This window comes from Oscillibacter sp., assembly GCF_040505565.1.
Taxonomy (GTDB): Bacteria; Bacillota; Clostridia; order Oscillospirales; family Oscillospiraceae; genus Oscillibacter.
In genome coordinates, this window is the sequence record NZ_JBEUWZ010000004.1 from 180279 (window position 1) to 199292 (window position 19014).

At 56.9% G+C, this 19014-nt stretch carries 22 protein-coding genes; 14 read left to right on the plus strand and 8 right to left on the minus strand.

Translation table 11 applies throughout. From position 1 onward, the window contains the following. Positions 1 to 119 precede the first annotated feature (119 nt). Positions 120 to 1022: a selenium metabolism-associated LysR family transcriptional regulator gene (locus ABWQ15_RS01495; protein WP_353907052.1), complete on the minus strand. Its 903-nt coding sequence runs from the start codon at positions 1020 to 1022 to the stop codon at positions 120 to 122. A 392-nt stretch (positions 1023 to 1414) separates the two neighbouring features. On the opposite strand from ABWQ15_RS01495, the gene ABWQ15_RS01500 reads away from it, so the two are divergent. Together ABWQ15_RS01500 and ABWQ15_RS01505 are read left to right on the plus strand one after the other, a co-directional pair. Further along, on the plus strand, positions 1415 to 1537 hold the full coding sequence (locus ABWQ15_RS01500) for a hypothetical protein (RefSeq protein WP_353907053.1): 123 nt from the start codon (positions 1415 to 1417) through the stop codon (positions 1535 to 1537). 241 nt (positions 1538 to 1778) lie between these two features. Then, entirely contained in the window at positions 1779 to 2477 is a 699-nt protein-coding gene (locus ABWQ15_RS01505; protein WP_353907054.1) for a hypothetical protein, read from the plus strand. Between the two features lie 75 nt (positions 2478 to 2552). Here the strand turns inward: ABWQ15_RS01505 and ABWQ15_RS01510 are convergent, their stop codons facing one another. After that, positions 2553 to 4901, minus strand: a complete 2349-nt coding sequence (locus tag ABWQ15_RS01510; protein WP_353907089.1) for a M13-type metalloendopeptidase — start codon at positions 4899 to 4901, stop codon at positions 2553 to 2555. Positions 4902 to 5161: 260 nt separating this feature from the next. On the opposite strand from ABWQ15_RS01510, the gene ABWQ15_RS01515 reads away from it, so the two are divergent. Next, entirely contained in the window at positions 5162 to 5341 is a 180-nt protein-coding gene (locus ABWQ15_RS01515) for a hypothetical protein (RefSeq protein WP_353907055.1), read from the plus strand. 9 nt (positions 5342 to 5350) lie between these two features. After that, entirely contained in the window at positions 5351 to 5608 is a 258-nt protein-coding gene (locus ABWQ15_RS01520; protein ID WP_353907056.1) for a hypothetical protein, read from the plus strand. 82 nt (positions 5609 to 5690) lie between these two features. On the opposite strand, the gene ABWQ15_RS01525 is transcribed toward ABWQ15_RS01520, so the two are convergent. From ABWQ15_RS01525 to ABWQ15_RS01535, 3 genes are all read right to left on the minus strand, one after another. Beyond that, positions 5691 to 6557, minus strand: coding sequence for a tRNA lysidine(34) synthetase (locus ABWQ15_RS01525; RefSeq protein ID WP_353907057.1), 867 nt, complete (start codon positions 6555 to 6557; stop codon positions 5691 to 5693). Between the two features lie 57 nt (positions 6558 to 6614). Next, on the minus strand, positions 6615 to 8183 hold the full coding sequence (gene cls, locus ABWQ15_RS01530) for a cardiolipin synthase (RefSeq protein WP_353907058.1): 1569 nt from the start codon (positions 8181 to 8183) through the stop codon (positions 6615 to 6617). Between the two features lie 77 nt (positions 8184 to 8260). Then, on the minus strand, positions 8261 to 9709 hold the full coding sequence (locus ABWQ15_RS01535) for a nicotinate phosphoribosyltransferase (protein ID WP_353907059.1): 1449 nt from the start codon (positions 9707 to 9709) through the stop codon (positions 8261 to 8263). 220 nt (positions 9710 to 9929) lie between these two features. Between ABWQ15_RS01535 and ABWQ15_RS01540 the strand changes: the two genes are divergently transcribed. From ABWQ15_RS01540 to ABWQ15_RS01555, 4 genes are all read left to right on the plus strand, one after another. Continuing rightward, positions 9930 to 10778, plus strand: coding sequence for a BadF/BadG/BcrA/BcrD ATPase family protein (locus ABWQ15_RS01540; RefSeq protein WP_353907060.1), 849 nt, complete (start codon positions 9930 to 9932; stop codon positions 10776 to 10778). 196 nt (positions 10779 to 10974) lie between these two features. Further along, on the plus strand, positions 10975 to 11202 hold the full coding sequence (locus ABWQ15_RS01545; protein ID WP_353907061.1) for a FeoA family protein: 228 nt from the start codon (positions 10975 to 10977) through the stop codon (positions 11200 to 11202). Then, positions 11199 to 13199, plus strand: a complete 2001-nt coding sequence (gene feoB / locus ABWQ15_RS01550; protein ID WP_353907062.1) for a ferrous iron transport protein B — start codon at positions 11199 to 11201, stop codon at positions 13197 to 13199. The genes ABWQ15_RS01545 and feoB overlap by 4 nt, the downstream gene beginning before the upstream one ends. Positions 13200 to 13211: 12 nt before the next feature. Then, a complete protein-coding gene (locus ABWQ15_RS01555) occupies positions 13212 to 13343 on the plus strand; it encodes a hypothetical protein (protein WP_353907063.1) in 132 nt (43 codons plus the stop codon). Positions 13344 to 13456: 113 nt separating this feature from the next. Here ABWQ15_RS01555 and ABWQ15_RS01560 read toward each other — a convergent pair whose 3' ends face one another. The 3 genes from ABWQ15_RS01560 to ABWQ15_RS01570 form a co-directional block, all read right to left on the minus strand. After that, complete coding sequence (locus ABWQ15_RS01560) at positions 13457 to 13636, minus strand: hypothetical protein (protein ID WP_353907064.1); 180 nt, start codon at positions 13634 to 13636, stop codon at positions 13457 to 13459. A 94-nt stretch (positions 13637 to 13730) separates the two neighbouring features. After that, positions 13731 to 14726, minus strand: a complete 996-nt coding sequence (locus ABWQ15_RS01565) for a tRNA dihydrouridine synthase (RefSeq protein WP_353907065.1) — start codon at positions 14724 to 14726, stop codon at positions 13731 to 13733. Next, positions 14726 to 15199, minus strand: coding sequence for a pyridoxamine 5'-phosphate oxidase family protein (locus tag ABWQ15_RS01570; protein WP_353907066.1), 474 nt, complete (start codon positions 15197 to 15199; stop codon positions 14726 to 14728). Before ABWQ15_RS01570 ends, ABWQ15_RS01565 begins: the two co-directional genes overlap by 1 nt. A 242-nt stretch (positions 15200 to 15441) precedes the next feature. Here ABWQ15_RS01570 and ABWQ15_RS01575 point away from each other — a divergent pair, with 242 nt between their 5' ends. The 6 genes from ABWQ15_RS01575 to ABWQ15_RS01600 all read left to right on the plus strand — a co-directional run bounded on the left by ABWQ15_RS01575 (position 15442) and on the right by ABWQ15_RS01600 (position 18994). Further along, entirely contained in the window at positions 15442 to 15954 is a 513-nt protein-coding gene (locus tag ABWQ15_RS01575; protein ID WP_353907090.1) for an RNA polymerase sigma factor, read from the plus strand. Further along, positions 15941 to 16447 (plus strand): hypothetical protein, encoded by a 507-nt coding sequence (locus tag ABWQ15_RS01580; protein ID WP_353907067.1) that lies wholly within the window; start codon positions 15941 to 15943, stop codon positions 16445 to 16447. The genes ABWQ15_RS01575 and ABWQ15_RS01580 overlap by 14 nt, the downstream gene beginning before the upstream one ends. Continuing rightward, positions 16444 to 17175, plus strand: a complete 732-nt coding sequence (locus ABWQ15_RS01585) for a hypothetical protein (RefSeq protein ID WP_353907068.1) — start codon at positions 16444 to 16446, stop codon at positions 17173 to 17175. Before ABWQ15_RS01580 ends, ABWQ15_RS01585 begins: the two co-directional genes overlap by 4 nt. Further along, a complete protein-coding gene (locus tag ABWQ15_RS01590) occupies positions 17162 to 17533 on the plus strand; it encodes a hypothetical protein (RefSeq protein WP_353907069.1) in 372 nt (123 codons plus the stop codon). The genes ABWQ15_RS01585 and ABWQ15_RS01590 overlap by 14 nt, the downstream gene beginning before the upstream one ends. A gap of 158 nt (positions 17534 to 17691) precedes the next feature. Beyond that, positions 17692 to 18138 (plus strand): helix-turn-helix domain-containing protein, encoded by a 447-nt coding sequence (locus tag ABWQ15_RS01595; protein ID WP_353907070.1) that lies wholly within the window; start codon positions 17692 to 17694, stop codon positions 18136 to 18138. A gap of 22 nt (positions 18139 to 18160) precedes the next feature. Continuing rightward, entirely contained in the window at positions 18161 to 18994 is an 834-nt protein-coding gene (locus tag ABWQ15_RS01600) for a magnesium transporter CorA family protein (protein WP_353907071.1), read from the plus strand. The last annotated feature ends 20 nt before the right edge of the window (positions 18995 to 19014 follow it).

The following is a 19014-nucleotide window of genomic DNA, read 5'->3' on the forward strand; positions in this document are numbered from 1 at the left end:
TTAAAAACATCCGGAAACGGCCGATATGACGTCCAATTAAATCAGCGGCTCCCTAGCCCGTTTGATTTTTTTGCAAGTTCGAAGAATACAGCGGGCAGCCTTTGGCCGCCCGCTGCACACTATTTCTTCAACTCTGATCTGAGGTAGCTGACAAATGCCTGCTCCGTCCGGGTAAGGCTCACAGCCTTACGCCAGACAAGGTAGATCCGCCGAAAAAAGCCCTTCTCATCCAGATCGAAGGTCAGTAGCTTTCCGTCAGCCACATCCTCCCGGACGGACAGTTCGGACATCACCGAGACGCCCATTCCCTCCGCCACACTGCGTCGGATGGCCTCCGGATTATCCATGCAGGCTACTATTTGCAGCTTCTCAGGCAGGATGCCGCACTTTTTCCAGTAGCTTTCCACCGCCCGGCGAGTACCAGAGGTCTCCTCCCGGACAATAAAGGGTTCATCCAGCAAATCACACCCGAAGGCCCCCAGCGCCTTCAGTGCCCGGAATCGCTCCGTGGCGGCGGTGACCAGCACAAGCCGATCGTCGCAAAGCGTCTGATAGTTATATTCCCGCCGGTCTAGTGCCGCCCCCACTATGCCGATTCGCACCTCTCCCTGATTCAAAAGGCTGTGGACCTGAGCGCTGTCGCCCCGGCGCAGGAGGAACCGGCTGTCGCTGTTGTGTTGGAGAAAACCGGACAGTAACCCTGGCAGCAGATACTGGGCCGGAGCCGTGGATGCACCAACACTCAGTTCCCTCCGCGCAGTGGACTCCGGGTCCTGAAGAAGCTGGCAGCGATCCAGAATATCCCGCGCCGCGCCGTAGACCCGCCGCCCTTCCTCCGTCAGCGTCAACTTTCGCCGGGCGCCCCGCAGGATCAGTTGAACGCCAAGTTCCGCCTCCAGCGTGAGGATGTGGGCGCTGACGGTGGACTGCGTCAGGTAAAGCTCCTCCGCCGCTCTAGTAAAGCTGCCATACTCCGCCGTGGCTGTGAACGCTTCTAACTGCTTCAGATTGATCTTTAGCATACCCGTTCCTTCCAATCCCGTCCAATGTCCTAGGCATCGGGTAATCCCTCTGCTACACCCACGCCTGTCAACAGAACGACTCTCTATGGTAACTCTTTCTATTTATGATAGGGTATCTCGTGGGTGACTGTCAAGCCCTCGTCCACCAAATTTTACAGTTCGTGTCCACAGTCGGCGCTTCCGCAGTTATTCCGTTGTACTGCTTTCTCGGTCAAGTGGGTATGGACATCTTTCAAAAACGATGCGGGGGAGCGTCGTCGGCGCTCCCCTTGATTCAACTTTCTGTTTAAGCTTTTTCCTCTGAGGTTTCCCGCTTCGCCGGTTCCCCCAGATGGGACAGCGCTATAGAGGCCAGTACCAGCCCGCATCCCGCAAATTAAAAGGAGGCCTCTATGGATACGGAAAAGTGCAGTGGCATCCTACGCGTCATCGAAGTAGGCAGCCTGTCCGCCGCCGCTCTAGCAGAACACCGCGCAGACTTTTGCATCATCAGCCGCCGGGAGTGGGATTTTTAGGGGCTTTCACTCCGCAGCGACCCGATGGTGGCCTGGGTCCCGCTGGGCAGCGTCTGGGCCGAAACGGATGTGTTTCCCGTGGCGGCATTCGTCTCCGTGCCCTAACTGCATGGCAATGGAGAGACACCCTTCCACCAGTTTTAATAATTTGGTAATATTTTCTTAAAAGCTCTTATCTTTTTTTAAATTTCGACGATGTAGAATATGAGAGAGAATATTTTATGGTGAAGGATGCGATCATATGGCAATTTCTTCTGTGAGTAACGACACCAACACTCTGCTCCAAACCCTGCAAGCAAATCGCGCCGCAGCAGCAGCCGCAGCGGCAACCGGCAAAGCCGAAAGCAGCACCGAATCCGCTTCTTCCTCTACTGCTGCCCTGTACGATACGGTGGACATCAGTGAGGAGGGCTCGGCCTATGCCGACGCACAGGCGTCGGATTCCTCCTCTTCCGGCAGCTCCGTACGGGCGGAGAACGCCGAGTTGCTCGATTCTCTGAACACGGCGGACGACTCCGGTCTGTCCTTCGTTCAGCAGCAGGAGGCCGCCCTGCAGGCCGGTGTCTCTGCCTCAGATCTGTTGGGCGGATCAGACAGCTCCGACGACTCCAGCTCGCTTTTCTCAGACCTGACCGATCTTTTGAGCAGCTATACACAGGCGAACGCGAATAACACGGTCCTGCGCGGCGCAGGCGCTTCCGCCTTGGGTCTGGACAGCACAGACAGCGCCAACAGCACGGAGGACAGCGATTCCTCCGACACGGACACCGACCTCTCAGACTATACGGTGGAAGAACTGAGCACTATGCTCAGCAAGGGTGAGATTACCACCGCCGAGTATCTCACGGAGATCTCCTCCCGCCAGAAGACGGAGAGCGATACCGAGTCTGCCCAGACGCAGACCAATACCGCCGCCGCTCTGGGTGCGGTCAGCGAATAAGCCTTAATCCAAGATAATAAACGCCGTCCGTGCGATTTTTAATCGCACGGACGGCGTTATTTTGTCAGCGTTGAATTACCAGATCACGACCCGGTCCTCCGGAGCCAGCCACATCCCGTCGCTGGCAGTGATGCCGAAAGCGTCGTAGAACGGCTGGAAGTTCTGCAAAACCAGACTGCCCCGCAGCTTATCGGGTGCGTGGACGTCGGCCTGAGCCAGATACTGCTTCATCTCGCGAGGATAGCTGGAGCACCAGATCTCCGCCGAGGCGGTATACAGCGCCTTATAGTCCGGCTGGGCGCGCTTTCCCTCCATTTCCGTAATGCAGGCCATGGCGCCCAGGTCCGCGATGTTCTCCGACAGGGTCAGCGCCCCGTTGCAGGTGATCCCGGGCGCGGCCTCCTTCCCGTCGTACAGCTTCACGGCCCGATTGCACAGGTTTTGGAACGCGGAGTAGTCCGCAGAGGTCCACCAATCGGCGGCGTTACCTTTCTCGTCGTACTTCGCTCCGTTGTTGTCAAAGGCGTGAGTGACCTCGTGGGCGATCACATAGCCCACCCGGCCCAGATTCTGCTCGTAAGTGGCGTTCACTTCATAGAACGGCGGCTGCAAAATGGCCGCGGGGAAGGTGATGGAGTTGTTGGTCCCATCGTAGCAGGCATTCACAGTATCTGGCGTCATGGGCCACTCGGTCTTGTCCACGCCGTCCTTCTGATATTGGATCGACAGGGCCCTTTGAGTCTTGGCGATGGCGACGACATTGTTAAAAAAGCTGCCGCCCTGGGCCACGGTTAAAAACTCCGTATCCTTCAGATCGTCCCGCCAGGTATCGGGGTAGCCAATGTTCAGCTTCATGGCCTCCAGCTTCTGAACGGCCTTGGCCTTAGTCGCGTCCTGCATCCACGTCAGATTCTGGATCCGTTCCTTGTAGACGGCCAGCATCTCCTTCACCATCTTCTCCACATCTGCCTTGGCCTTGGCGGAGAAATGACGGTCCACATACGCCTTGCCCAGATAATCGCTCATCAGCGACTGAACGTACTGCGCGGCCAGCTCCTCCTGAGGGATGGACCCGGTGGAACCCATATACGCCTGCTGGAACGTGTTGGCCGCGTAGGTGAATTCCTGATTCAAAAGTGCGCCGTAGCTCATGGCCAGCTCCAGACGGCAGCAGGTTCTCAGCAGCTCCAGATGCGCCCCGTCAAAGTATGCCGCTCCGGCTTTCAGCGCCCCCTCGTCCGACACCACGATCTTGTCGGTCTGGGTATAGCCGGTCTGGGCAAAGACCGCGCTCAGGTCCACATTGGGAAACTGTTTTTGAATCTTTGCCATGGTATAGAGGTTATAGGTCTTATCCACATCCTGAAGTTCCTGATTGGTCAGGGACTTGGCGGCAATGGACGCCTCCATGTCCCAGATCTGACGGGCCTGCGTCCGTGCGTCGGCCTCGGATGTCCCCACCAGCTTGAGCAGCGTGGCGACATAGGTCAGATACGCGGTCTTCTGACTGTCAGTGGCATTTTCATAGCCGCTCTGTCCCAGAGAAGGATAGAACGCACTGAAAGCCAGATCGTACACATTGCTGTCCTTGGCGTCCACCGTCAGGCCGAAGCCCAGCAGCAGGCTGGCGCCCAGTTTCTGATAGACGAGGTTTCTGGCAGCCATCAGTTCGTCCAGCGTTTTAGCGTTGTCCACCGCGTCCAGATAGGGCCGGATGGGCGTGATACCCGCCTTATTTCGGGCGTCCGTGCTCAGAATATTGTTGTACAGGGCGGAAATTTTTTTCTCTCCCTCGGTCTTAGGGGACGCGGCGGCCTCCTTAATGATCTGCGCCACCTGCTGGTTTACAGTGATCGCCAGATCGTTGAAGCTGCCGGTTCCGGTATAGCCCGTCTTGATTACGCTGGAATCCAGCGCTTTCTTATTGACTGCGGCATAAAAGTCGTCCTTCCGGTTCGTTCCCTCCAGCGCGTAGGTCCGCTGGATGAAAAGCTCCATCTGCCGCTCCGTCACATAACTGTTGGGGGAGAAGGTGGTCGCGCTGGTACCGGCCACGATGCCGGTGGACAGCACGTCCTGAAGATCCCCCGCTGCCCATGCGGGCAGATCGGTAAAGTTGGCGCTGGAATACCCGCTGCGGGCATTATCGCCCACGGGAGCAGGCAGCTTACCGCCAAAGGCGCGGCGCAGCATCACCAGTGCCTGCGCGCGGGTGACGGACCGCTCCTCATGGAGACTGCCGTCGGAATATCCCCGCAGAATATCGGTCTTCTTCACACCGGGATTATAGTCATCCGCCGCGGCCACCAGCATATCCGCCACCTCGCCGCGGGTCAGATAATCCGGCTGTGCCGCCAGCGCCGCCTGCACCGACGACGCCAGCATGACCGCAGCCAGCAGTGCCGCCGCGGTCCGTTTCTTCATGCTCAATCTGATTTCCTCCATTCATCTCTCCAAGAGGGGGCAGCCCTCGCTGTCCACCCCTTGGATTGTACTATAAAACTAATACAATAGCGTTCAATTGTCAATCCCTTTCAGGAAAAATTTTCCGACTCTCCGCACATCGCGCAGGGCGATTTGTTTTTCTGCTGCCTTATCCGGAATTCAGCGGCTTTCGACAGATTTTGCAACGGCCTTGTCCTAAAATGAAACACGGATGCAGATCTTGCACCCGGGAGGAACTTATGAAGAAAATTTTTCAGCTGCCCCAAGGCGTAAGGATCCTGCTGGGCGCTCTTTCTCTGCTGGCGGGGCTGGGCCTGACGTGGGCGCTGTTCGGTCTGGACGGCTTTGGGCTGCTGGTTCTGCTGCCCTTCGCGGCTTTTTTCATTTGGGTCAGCCCGGAGCTCTGGCGCGGTAAATAGTAGGAGGTCGTGACAACGGCCCCGGCCTTTTCCACCTCACCGCACTTTTCTACGGCAGAGAATCGGGACTTCCTCTTTTACCTCTCCGCTGCTGACCAGATACGCGCTGTCAAACAGATCATACGTCTGGCCCATCACAGGGAATTCACCGAATACGATCTCATGGATCCGGAGCACTTCGACCTGATGCCCAGCAGCGCCATGCAGGGCGCGGACGGTACGGCGGCGATGTCGGCCGACATCGCCAGAAAACGGTTTTCGCTGTAAGCGCATAATATGCCAAAAATCCATTAAAAAGACGGTTTCGTCTTTTTAATGGATTTTTTATTAGGTAAACTGTGTTCTGCCCTCAAAACTCATGGAGCGGAAGGTCTTTTAGGTCGTAATAATCCAAAAATGAGTATTCCTTCCCTCGGAACTTCACTCCAACCATGGTGTCCAGCTGGACGCCGTGGATGGCGGCAAAAATAGACTTCTCCACATTGGGATTCGTCTTTTTCAATTCCCGGATCAGGACCTTCATCTCCTGCCGCTTGCTGTGCCCCACACCGTCATCGGAGGTGTCCCGTGCCTCTGTGAATCGGCAGGCACACTGCAAAAACTGCAAACCATTGTAATTTTTCCAGGCGATAATATCGTCCTCATGAACACAGTACAGCGGGCGGATCAGCTCCATACCGGGAAAGTTCCTGCTGTGGAGCTTCGGCGGCATAGCCTGAAGCTGCGCGCCGTATAGCAGTGCCATCAGGGTTGTTTCAATCACGTCTGAAAAATGATGCCCCAGGGCTATCTTATTGCAGCCCAGTTCCTGAGCCTTGGCATAGAGAAATCCCCGGCGCATACGGGCACAGAGGTAGCAGGGGTTCTTATCCACCTGTACCGTTACGTCAAAAATATCACTGTTAAAAATCGTCACGGGGATTTCAAGTCTGGCGGCATTTTCCTCGATCAGCCGCCGGTTCTCCGGGGCATATCCCGGGTCCATCACCATGAAAACCAGTTCAAAAGGGTGTCTCGTGTGGCGCTGCAGTTCCTGCATCAACTTTGCCAGCACCATGGAGTCCTTTCCGCCGGAAATGCACACGGCAATCTTATCTCCCGGTGCGATCAGCTCATACCGCTTTACCGCCGCGATAAAGGGGTTCCACAGCGTCTTGCGGTACTTCTTGATCAAGCTCCGCTCCGCGACCTCGCAGGGCGTCAGTTCTCTCGGCATTTCTTGTTCTCCAATACATTTCTCGTCTTTATCTTGCTTTTCAATTTTTTTCAGCGCTTAGAGCCAGATAGCGCCCAATTTTAAAATGGACGCGAACGCCCGCCGATACCAAGGCCGCTTCTTCCAGTCCTCCATCGTATAGGAAACGCTGTCCGCCATGATTCTATCCATATCTTCCAACAGCTCTTCCACCGCCGGCATATCATACAGGATCGCCGCGCACTCAAAATGCAGCTGAAAGGACCGGTAATCCATGTTGGGGCTGCCCACCAGAGCCATTTTTCGGTCCACCATAACGCTCTTTGCGTGTACAAAGCCGGGCGCGTACTTATAAATCTTTACACCGTGACTCATCAGCTCTCCCCAGTAGGTCTCCGCCACCATGTAGGCGTACCTCTTGTCCGGGACAGCCGGAACCATCAGCCGTACATCCACGCCGGAGTCCGCCGCGATACACAGCGCGCGCTGCATGGCGGCCTCCACCGCGTAATACGGCGTGGTGATATAAAGAAACTGTGTAGACTCGGCGATCAATTGCAGAAACGTGTCTTCCACCGGGTTGTCCGGATTATTCAGCGGCCCGTCGGTGAACGCCTGACAGAACCCGACGCAATCCGGCCCGTCGGTCCGGGCGCGGTAGTAGTCATCCTCGTTGGGCAGTGTTTCACCCATCATCTCCCACATCTGGATAAACTGGGCTGCAAGGCCCCAGGCCCCATCCCCCTCAATTCGGACCGCGGAGTCCTTCCACCGTCCAAACCGCTCAAAAAGGTTTGCATACTCGTCAGCCAGATTGATGCCGCCGGTATAGGCCCAGTAACCATCGATCACCGCGACTTTGCGGTGGTCACGATAATTAAAGTATATTTTGTTTACATAACGGTGAACCGGGTTGAAGACCTGCACCTCAATTCCCGCGTTTTGCACGGCTTGAAGCGCAGCGTCGGAAAAGCGGGTCAGGTTCCCAAAATCATCAAAAATAATGTGGACCTCCACACCGGCGGCGGCCCGCTCCTTCAGCGCTGCGAAGGTCTGGTCCCAGATCTTACCCTCGGCGATGATAAAATACTCCAGGAAGATGTAAGTCTCCGCCTTTTGAATGCGGCCGATCAGGTCTTTAAAAAATTCCATGCCGTCTCCAAAATATTTGGCGGCGGTGTTTTTGTACAGGAGGAAGTCCCGCTTTTGAAGATAGGCAGCCACGCGACCCATAGCCGCGTCCTGTTTTGCAAGCTTCGCCACATTGCATTCGCTCTGCCGGCGGGCGCCCTCCCGCTCGGCCGGTGGCGGAACCCTCTTTAGGTTCAGGGTCTTGGCCTGATGCGTGCCACCCCACAGAAAAAACAGCAGCATGCCGGACACCGGCAGCGCCAGCAGCAGACACATCCAGCTAAGCTTATAGCTGGGGCTGCCTGAGCGGAGAAACACACCCACAGCCATGATGATACCCAACAGTTCCAGCGCCGCATAGGCAATGTTGACATACTCCTCCAGAAAGCGCGTCAGCAGCAGCGTCACGACGATTTGGGCCAGCACCGTCAGTACGCACATGGCAATACTGGACGCGGCGGAGATTCGCCGCTCAATTCGCTGGTCCCGTGTTTGTCTGTCTCCGGCCTGACGCATGGTCCTCTCCTCTCTTCCTCAGCGCCGCTGCTGCGTGGCGCTCCGCTTCCGCCTTCCCTTCTGAAAAATGTCCGAACTCATCTGCTCTGGGTCAGCAGCTTCTGCTTGATGTCCCACAGCTTTTGAGATAGATCGACATAATACTTGTGAGGGTAGTCAAAACGCTTCACCTCATCCCAGAGGGTATCCACCTGCTGGGTGCAGTATGTTTGGACATCCTGAAGTTTCGGCTGCTGATAGACCAGCCTGCCGCCCAGATAGATCGGCACTTGCAATACCCGTGCGGTGAAATTCGACAGAGTCTTCCGCTTCCAGGTGGCCTGGGGATCGAACAGCTCCAGCGGCTTCGTATCGTCCAGCTCCTCGTCGTGGAGGCAGATATAGTCCGTCTCCGCCTTTCCGGTGGCCCGGTCGTACAGGCGGTAGGTCTTCTTGAAATGGGGAATGGTGATCTTACTCACGTTCTCGCTGACCTTGATCTTGGGGATAATGTTCCCCTGATCGTCCTCGATGGCCGACAGCTTATAAACGCCGCCGAACACCGGCTCGCTGCGGGCCGTAATCATCCGTTCGCCCACGCCGAACATGTCAATGCAGGCTCCCTGAAGCAGCAGGTCCTGAATCAGGTATTCGTCCAGCGCGTTGGACACGGAGATCTGACAACCCGGCCACCCGGCGTCGTCCAGCATCCTCCGGGCCTCCCGGGTCAGATACGCCATGTCACCGGAATCCAGGCGGATGCCGCACTTCTGGATACCCATGGGGCGCAGCACCTCGTTGAAAGCCCGGATGGCGTCCGGCACGCCGGATTTGAGGGTGTTATAGGTGTCCACCAAGAGCGTTGCATTGGTGGGATAGAGCTGACAGTAGGTCTTGAACGCCTCATACTGGCTGTCGAACATCTGTACCCAGGCGTGGGCCATAGTCCCTCCCGCGGGGACGCCGTACAGCTGATCGGAGATGGTGCAGGCCGTTCCCTTGCACCCGCCGATGTAGGCGGCCCGTGCGCCGGTAATGGCGCCGTCCGTCCCCTGGGCGCGGCGGGAGCCGAATTCAAGCACCGTACGGCCTCTGGCGGCCCGGACGATACGGTTGGCCTTTGTGGCGATCAAACTCTGGTGATTCACCGCCAGCAGCAAAAACGTCTCGATGATCTGGGCCTGAATGGCAGGAGCGCGGACCGTTATCAGCGGTTCCTGCGGAAACACCGGCGTTCCTTCCGGAATGGCGTACAGGTCGCCGGTGAATTTAAAGCTTTTCAGATAGTCCAGAAAGTTCTCAGAAAACAGGTTCCGTTCCCGGAGGTACTGGATGTCCTCCTCGGAAAAATGCAGATCTTCTATATAATCAATAATCTGGTCCAGTCCCGCGGCCAGAGCATAGCCGCCCTTGTCCGGAACATCCCGGAAAAATACGTCAAAATAGGTCACGCGGTCCTTTAATCCCGCCTCAAGATAACCGTTTCCCATGGTCAACTCGTAGAAATCACACAGCATGGACATGTTGAGTTTCTCGCGGATACCCATATCACACCTCAAAAATGTACTCCGCTTTGGACGGAGGTAATTATTATGATTATATCGCCTTCTTTCAGGAAAATCAACGCCGTCTGTATTTTTTGTCAAATATTTGTCAATTTTGGATTGACAATCCGTTTTCCCTCCCCTATGATACAACCATACTTGGAATTTCAGCGGACGTCTGGCCAGTCTGACCTCGCCCGCGGCATTGAAGGGGCCTGACACCATGGGCTTGATTTTAGGAATTGATATTGGCGGCTCTACCACGAAGATTGTGGGGCTGGACGAACAGGGGATGCCGGGCGCTATGCTCCGCGTCCGGGCGGAGGACCAGCTCACCTCTCTTTTCGGGGCTCTGGGCAACTATCTTTCAAGCAACAGGCTGTCACTGAACGACGTGCAGCGGGTGGTGCTCACCGGTGTTGGCGCAGCCTACGTGGAGGGCGATATCTACGGTCTTCCCACCTGTCGGGTGGATGAGTTTACCGCCAGCGGCACCGGGGCTTTGGCCCTTTCGGGCCAGTCGGAGGGCGTGGTGGTGACCATGGGTACCGGTACCGCTTTTCTCTGGGCCAAGGACGGCAGGGTGGAGCATCTCTGCGGCAGCGGCATCGGCGGCGGCACACTGGGCGGCCTCTGCCACAAGCTGGTGGGCATGGAACGGTTCGGCCAGATCAAGAATCTGGCTGCCAGCGGCGACCTGGGCCATGTGGACCTGACCATCGCGGACATTACCACCGGGGCCGCCAAAACCCTGAATCCCGAAATGACCGCCGCCAACTTCGGTAACCTCGCCGAGGATGCCACCCCCGCAGACCTGGCTGCCGGCGCCGTGAATCTTGTGCTGCAGGCCATCGGCACCATGACGGTGCTGGCCTGCCGCTTATGCGGTACCAAGACGGTCATTCTCACCGGGTCCATGACCACTCTGGACCAGGCGGCCCCCACGTTTCAGATTTTCGAGAAGCTCTATGGCTTCCACTACATCATTCCCGAAAACGCCACGTTTGCAACCGCCATCGGCGCGGGACTGTGCAGCTTGCATAAAACGGGGCTTAAAGGATGCTCCGATTGAACTCCTGTGCGTGGGGACCATTCGTCCCCACGCGCTTTTTTCTTCTCTGCATTTCTAGGCTCTGCTATTTTTCACAAATTTAGGCATCACGATTCTTCAAATTTTGCATGGCTCGGCATTTGACAGGAGCGCGATGTTATGCTAGACTAACTCTAGAGGTTAGATTAAACTAACTCTTTTTGGAGGGAACCTAGAGATGAGATTAGACAGCTTACCAATTGGTCAGGATGCCGTCATCACCGCTGTGGGCGGGCAGGGGGCTCTTCGCTGCCGTCTGCTGGATATGGGCCTGATTCCGAAAACCACCGTGCGGATTGACAAGATTGCGCCGCTGGGTGACCCTTTGGAATTGCAGGTACGCGGATACGCCCTGTCTCTGCGGAAAGAGGATGCCAGGAACATTGAAGTGGAGGTCCGGCCATGATTTTTGCGCTGGCGGGAAATCAAAACTGCGGAAAGACCACGCTTTTCAACCAGCTCACCGGCTCCAATCAGCATGTGGGCAACTTTCCCGGTGTGACGGTGGACCAAAAATCCGGTGTCATCCGCGGTGAAAAAGACTGCACGGTAGTGGATTTGCCGGGCATCTACTCCATCCGGCCCTACACGCCGGAGGAAATTGTCACAAGGGACTTTATCCTGAACGAGCGGCCCGACGGCATCATCAACATCGTGGACGCGTCCAACATTGAGCGGAACCTGTATCTGACCCTGCAATTGATGGAGATGCAGATTCCCATGGTGCTGGCGCTGAACATGATGGACGAGGTGCGAAAAAACGGCGGAACCATCGACGTGGCAGGCATGTCCAAGGCGCTGGGCATTCCGGTGGTCCCCATCTCCGCCGTGAAGAACGAGGGCGTGAGGGAGCTTGTGAAGGCGGCGGTGCAGACCGCGAAGAGCCGGACGCTTCCCGCCGTCAAGGATTTTTGCCCTCCTGGGCCCGTCCACCGCTGCATCCACGCGGTGGCCCACCAAATTGAAGACCATGCCCAGGCAGCCCGCGTCCCCGTCCGATTTGCCGCCACAAAGCTGATTGAAGGCGATCCGGACTTTGCAGCGCGGCTGGAGCTGGACCAGAACGAGCTGGAGCTGATTGAACACAGCGTCACGGAGATGGAGACGGAGCGCAGCATGGACCGCAACGCGGCCCTGGCCGACATGCGGTACGACTTCATTGAGCGGGTGTGCCGGGACACGGTGGTAAAGTGCTGTGAGTCCAAAGAGCGCATCAGAAGCCAGAGGATCGACCGGGTTCTCACCCACAGGATTTGGTCGCTGCCCATCTTTTTCGGCATCATGCTGGCTATCTTCTATCTCACGTTCAACGTCGTAGGCGCGTTTTTCTCGGACCTTTTGGCAGCGGGAATCGACGCGCTGACCGTTCTGGTGGACGGTGCGCTGACGGACTACGGCTTGAACCCGGTGGTCCACTCTCTGGTGATCAACGGCGTGTTCGCCGGGGTGGGCAGCGTCCTTTCCTTCCTGCCCATCATCGTGGTGCTGTTCTTCTTCCTCTCCATTCTGGAGGACACCGGCTACATGGCCCGGGTGGCCTTCGTCATGGACCAGCTGCTGCGAAAGATCGGTCTGTCGGGCCGAAGCATCGTGCCCATGCTCATCGGATTTGGCTGCTCCGTCCCCGCCATCATGTCCACCCGAACGCTGGCCTCCGAGCGGGACAGGCGAATGACGATCCTGCTGACGCCCTTTATGAGCTGCTCCGCAAAAATTCCGATTTACAGCGTGTTTGCCGCCGCGTTTTTTCCCGGGAAGGGCGGACTCGTGATGTTCTCGCTCTACCTGTTGGGCATTCTGGTGAGCATTCTGGCGGCAAAGGTTATGGGCCGCACCATATTTCGGGGCAATCCGATTCCCTTTGTCATGGAGCTGCCCAATTACCGCTTTCCCTCCCTCAAGAGCGTGGCACACCTCTGCTGGGACAAGGCAAAGGATTTTTTGACCCGTGCGTTTACCGTCATATTTATCGCCACCATTATCGTCTGGTTCCTCCAGACCTTTGACGCGCGGCTCAATCTGGTTGAGAACCGTGCAAACAGCCTTCTGGCGATGGTAGGCACGGTGCTGACTCCCCTGTTTGCCCCTCTTGGGTTTGGAGACTGGCGGGTGTCCACGGCGCTGGTCACAGGTTTTATTGCCAAGGAGTCGGTGGTATCCACACTTGGCGTCCTCACCGGAGCGTCCGGCAACGTGGCCGCGGCGCTGAGTGGATTGTTTTCCCCCATCTCCGCCGCCAGCTTCCTGACGTTCACCTTGCTTTATACGCCCTGCGTGGCCGCCATCTCCGCCGTTCGGCGGGAGCTTGGCTCCGGCTGGAAGGCCGCCGGAGTCGCGGTGGGACAGTGCGTAATCGCGTGGGCCGTGGCGTTTGTGATCTACCGAATCGCTTTATTTCTCTAAGGAGGGATTTTTATGCTGGAATTTTTGATTTTAGCCGGACTGGCGCTCTGGCTGGGGGTGGCGCTCCGTTCCTGCCGAAAGCACAAGGGAGCTTGCGGCGGCTGTGACGGCTGCTGCGAACACTGCGGGGGCTGCAAGCATTGACGCCGTTTGAATATGCATGCTTACATAGTTTTCCATCATAACACCATAACTTTAATTTCCCGAACGATAAGAGGCTCCTGTGGATGCATCCACAGGAGCCTCTTTTTCGCGTCTTACTGTGCGCTCAGGGTATTTTGCAGGTACGCCTGCATCTCCGCTTTGGAGCGGACGGCATGAGCGCCATTGATTACGGCCTGCTTCTGCGCATCAGGCAGGGAGGCAAACCTCTCCATGGCAGCGGTGTCCTGCGCCAGAGCCATCCCCATTCCCAGCGGCAAATCCGTGGGTTCCATTCGCATCACCTCAACGACAGTCTGCCCGGATTATGGGAAATCATGCGCGGCGGCAAAATCGAAAGCCTGCTGCCGGGCAGCTCAGTCAGGTCCTTTACGGCGCCGTCTTCCCGGTTCCGTCCAGAGGCTTGTGGGCCTGCGTCAAAAGATTCAGGTCCCGGAAAATTCCCGCCTCCAGATGCTCATATTCCGCCGCGTTTCCCACCCGCCGCATTTTTTTCGCGTACTTCTCCCCGTCGTCGAAAAGATTAATCAGGTAGAACCACAGCTCCTTCATCCGCTGCGCCGCCGTGCCTGCGTAGCCGTAGGCCGCCCGGTAGCCCTGATACAACGTCTGCGTATAGGTCTGCAATTCCTCGCGAGTAGCGGCTGCACCGCCCCGGAGCTTTCGCAGCAGCGCCGGGTCCGCAATCACTCCCCGACCGATCATCACTGTGTTTACTGCCGGAAATCTCTCCGAAAACGCGGTCAGATCCTCCAGCGTCACCAAATCGCCGTTATAGGTCACAGGGGCGCGGCTGGACTCCAGCGCGGCGGCGAACGCGTCCAGATGTACCGGACCTTTATAGAATTCTCCCCGCAGGCGTGGGTGGACAATCAGTTCGCGGATGGGATAACAGTTGAAAATTTCCAGCAGACGCCCAAATTCCTCCACATCATGGAAGCCGATCCGTGTCTTCACCGACACCGGCAGACAAACCTTTGAAAACACCACGTCAAAAAAGGCGTCCAACTCATCCGGTCGAAGCAGAAAACCCGCGCCCTTTCCCTTTGCGGTGACGGTACCGGAGGGGCAGCCGAGGTTCAGATTCACCTCTTCAAAGCCCAAGTCCCTGGCCTGCTCCGCGGCCCAGAGGAAATCCTCCGCCCGCTTCGTCATCACCTGCGGTACGGTGGGAATGCCCCTGTTGTTCTCCGGAGACAGATCCCGCAGATCTTTCGCGGTCAGAATATGCTCCGACACCGGAGAGAAAAAGGGCGTGAAGTATCGGTCGACTCCGCCGAACATGCTAAAGTGGGTCCGGCGGAACAGCCAGGTGGTAATCCCCTCCAGCGGCGCGGTTTCCACACGCAGGCTGCGTATTTCCATCAAACGTTTTCCTTGCAGCTCAGCTCTTCCACTTCCAGCGCGAACAGCCGCACCCGCTCCAGCGTCGCAGGGTCGTATTCCAGCTCCGCGTCGGTATAATGGGCCATCACCGTCTTCATAGCCGCCAGTTTTTCCTCCTCCGGGACCTCATAGGTCCGCCCCGTGCCGACAATGCTCTTATACTTCTCCGTATAACCGCAGGCCTTCTCCGCCTGCACCAGCTGATGGGCGCAGTCCAGCTCAAAGCCTACGCCGCCGCCCCTGCCGAACAGCTCCGCCTTACGCCCCTGACCGGCAGAGTGAAAGTAAAAGGTCAGCTTGCCGTTCTTTTCCCCGTAGCCGAAATTCAGGGGAACAATGTAGACCTCTCCCTCGTCGCAAAAGCCCACGCGGCACACGTCGCATTCTTCCAGGACCCTGTAAATTTCCGCCTTGTCCGTTACCTGCCGGTCTTTTCTCCGAATTTCACGCATAGCTGTTTCCCTCTTTCCGCGCGGCTTCGCGCCTTAAATTTGATATTTTTCAGTTTATCAGCTTCCTGCTTTGCCGTCAAGGTCCGGCCGTTCGTCTGGCGGAACGTCAGGAGCCGTGGTATGATGTTTCGTATGGAATGTTGATAAACTTTTTATAGATTCTTTTGAATAGCTGAAGCATTTCGGTGCGCTGCATCGTTTTATTGTCAGACGCAAGGGAGGTGTCCGCCGGCGTGAGTATTATGACAAATCAGGAATTTTCCGCGCTGGTGGCAAATTACGAGCGGCTGGTCTACACGGTCTGTTACCGTCTGGTGCAAAACGAGACCTCGGCGGAAGATCTGACTCAGGAAACCTTCCTCGCCGCCTACACCCATCGGGACAGCTGTCCGGCGGGATTTGAAAAGCAGTGGCTGGCGCGAATCGCCGCCAACAAGGCAAAGGACCATCTCCAAAGCGCCTACAGCCGCCATACCCTGCTCCCCGGCGACGAATCCATTCCCCCGGGGCTGTCGCCGCCCGCGGAAGAGCAGGCCGTGTCCAACAGCGAAACGGCGGCAATTACCGAAATTATTCAAAATCTCCGGGAGCCATACCGGCAGGTGTGCATCCTCCATTTTTTACAGGAGCGATCGCCGGAGGAAACGGCCCTATGTCTGGGGCGGCCGGTAAAGACCGTCCGCACGCAGATTTCCCGTGGAAAGCTTCAAATTCAGGAACAGTGGAACAGGAGGTCGTCCAATGGATCTGTTTAATACGCGCGGGCATCTGACGGACGATGCCCTGAAAAATCTTTTCGGCGGCGGATCGCTGACGGAGCTGGAGCGGCTGGAAATCGCGGAGCATCTGGATTTTTGCGATGAATGTCTGATGCGCTCCATGGAGTTTTTACCGGGGGAAACGCTTTTGACCCCGGCCCGCTCCTGCCGGGACACTCTTTGGAAGCGTATCCGTCAACGGACCGTCCGGGTTCTCACCAGCCGGTACGCCACCGCCGCGGCAGCCATTGCCATTGCCGCGGGCCTGTGGAGTTTTAACATTTTCGGCGGTCTTGTGACCGGCTCCGCCGCGCTTACGAATACCGACCGTTACGCCCAGCGGCAAGGTGCTTTTTCCGAAAAAATAGAGCAGCTGGACCGGGCCGTCAGCAGTGGGCTGAGCTGGTTTAACGGGCTGTTCGATTTCGGCAGCGGTCCCGTCAAATCCCAAACCAATCAACCTCAATTTCAAGGAGGGCTTTCATCATGACCCGTAAAAATCCGTTTCTGCTGTTCCTCTCCGCCTGTATCCCCGGCTGCGGCCAGATGTATCAGGGATATATGAAGCGGGGCGTATCCATCATGTCGTTGTTCTTCCTCATCATTGGCTTGGCCACCTGGCTCTATTTTGGGCAGCTGGCGCTGGCACTGCCGGTTTTGTGGCTGTATTCGTTTTTTGACACCTATAATATCCGCCACGCGCTGGAAAACGGAACGGCGGCGCCGGATACCTATCCCTTGGGCCTTTCCCATATGGACCAAGAGCAGCTTTCCCGTCTGCTGGCAAAACGGCACAGCCTCATTGGTTGGGCTCTGGTGATTCTGGGGCTGTATGGTCTATGGCAGGCGGTGGCAGACTATTTCTCCGACTTCCTGTCCGACCTTTTTGGCACCGACTTTTACGGGCTAGTCAACTATCAGCTGCCCAAACTGGTAACCCTCCTGCTGGTGATTGCTCTGGGCATCTGGTTCATCCGAGGACCGAAGTATCCTGCGGATGATGAATTCACCGGATTTGCCCCGCCGTCCTCCGCCGCGTCGGACGCGAAGGTCTCCTCTTCGGAAGGGTCAGCCCCCTCCGGCGCAGCCCCGGACGGTTCCCCGGAGTACCGGACCGTCTCAGAAGCGGTAACCCGAATGGCCCACGACAGCGGACCCGACGAAACCGGAAGCGCTAAGCCTACAGAAACGGAGGACCCGAGCCATGGCGGAAAATAACTCGGCGGACGCCTGCTTTGAGCGGGAACCGGCTTCCCCCGCGGAGTCCAAGCTCGTCTCCGGGCGGGAGCGCCGGGTAGGGACGTTCACCTTCGGCGTTGTGCTGGTGATCGCGGGCATCGCCATGACGGCGGCGCTGTTTTTTCCCTCGCTGGATTTCCGGCTTTTGCTGAAGCTCTCCCCCGCCGTGCTGATTCTGCTGGGGATAGAGGTCCTGCTGTCCACTCGAAAAGGCGGGCGGATCAAATACGACTGGCTCGGAATGCTCTTGTGCTTTGTGCTGGTCATGCTGGCTCTGGGCGTATTTTTCACAGCCTGGGCCATGGACCGCTTTCCGGAGGAATTCCTGCACCGGTAGGCGGCGCTTTGAAAATCTCCTGATAGGCCGGGTGTCCTCTGGAAAGGACATCCGGTCTTTTTTTCAGGTATTCGATTCGGCAATTTTGGCAAAATGATTGTCAAGGCTTGGGAAAAGTGATAAAATAATGTCCATGTTTACAAACAGGAGGCAATCGCATGATCACAATGGCACAGCGCATACAACAGCTCCGCGCCGAGCGCGGCGTCAGCAGTTCGGCGCTCTCCGCCGCTCTGGGTCTTCCCCGTACGGCTATCGAAAAATTTGAAACCGGCCGTCAGACGCCCACGCAGGAACAGCAGCAAAAGCTGGCGTCCTTTTTCGGCGTCTCAGCCTTCTATCTCCGGGGCGAAAGCGACGACCGCACCCAAATGTCTGACTGGATGGACGGCGCATTTCTGGACGAGCCGACTCCGGCCCCCGCTCCCGCGCCTGTCCGTCCGGTGAAAAAGGCGGCTGTCAGTGAGGACGGCATGGTGTTCGACGCCTTTTTAAACAGCAAAAAATTCCAAGAGACTTTACGAGCCACCGTGCTGGAAGTCCTCCGCTCTCCCGACGGACAGGCGCTGATTGAAAACGCCGTCCGCAAAGCAGGAAACAGGTAATCGGAAAGAAGGAGCGCGGACCATGCAGAAGATCATGCTGCTGGACCAGATGAAAGAGGTCCAGGCACAGATGGATGAAAAGGTGCTGAACTACCTTTGGCAGGGGAAAACGGAGACATTTGAGGAATTTGCAGACTTTTATCTGCTGGCCTTCGACTGGTACGACGTGTCCTCGCCGGAAACCGGCACCGAAAAAATCCTAATTTATCTGGACAGGGAGGATCTCTTTTTCTTTTGTGAGGATGAGCGTTCCCTGAATCGGGTCCGTGAGACGGCGGCGGAGGGGCTGGACAATGAGTCTGCCCTGTATCAGTTTTTTACGAACCTGCTGAAGTGTGACACCGACTCTCTCGACGCCTTTGAAGCCGCCGTCACAGAGGAAGAGAACAGCGTTATGGTCCGAACGGGACGGTATAATTACATGAACCATATCGTGGACTACCGAAAGGAACTGCTGCGCCGCAAGCGCTACTATGAGCAGCTGGTGGCGATTTTTGAAAATTTGGCGGACGACGACGAAAAGCTGCTGACCCGAAATGCCCAGCGCCGTTTTTTCAACCTGCAAAACCGGGCAGAGAGGTTCCGCAACACCGTATTGAGCCTCCGGGAATATGTCACCCAAATGCGGGAGGCATATCAGGCTCAGATCGATCTCCAGCAAAACGAGCTGATGCGGCTGTTCACGGTCATCACGGCGGTTTTTCTGCCCCTGACGCTGCTGGTTGGCTGGTATGGAATGAATTTTCAGGGGATGCCGGAGCTGACATGGAAATACGGTTATCCCGCCGTCATCGGACTCAGCGCGCTGATCAGCGTGGGGCTGATTCTGTGGTTCAAATGGAAGCACTGGTTCTGAGCACTTTGCCGCAGAAGGCC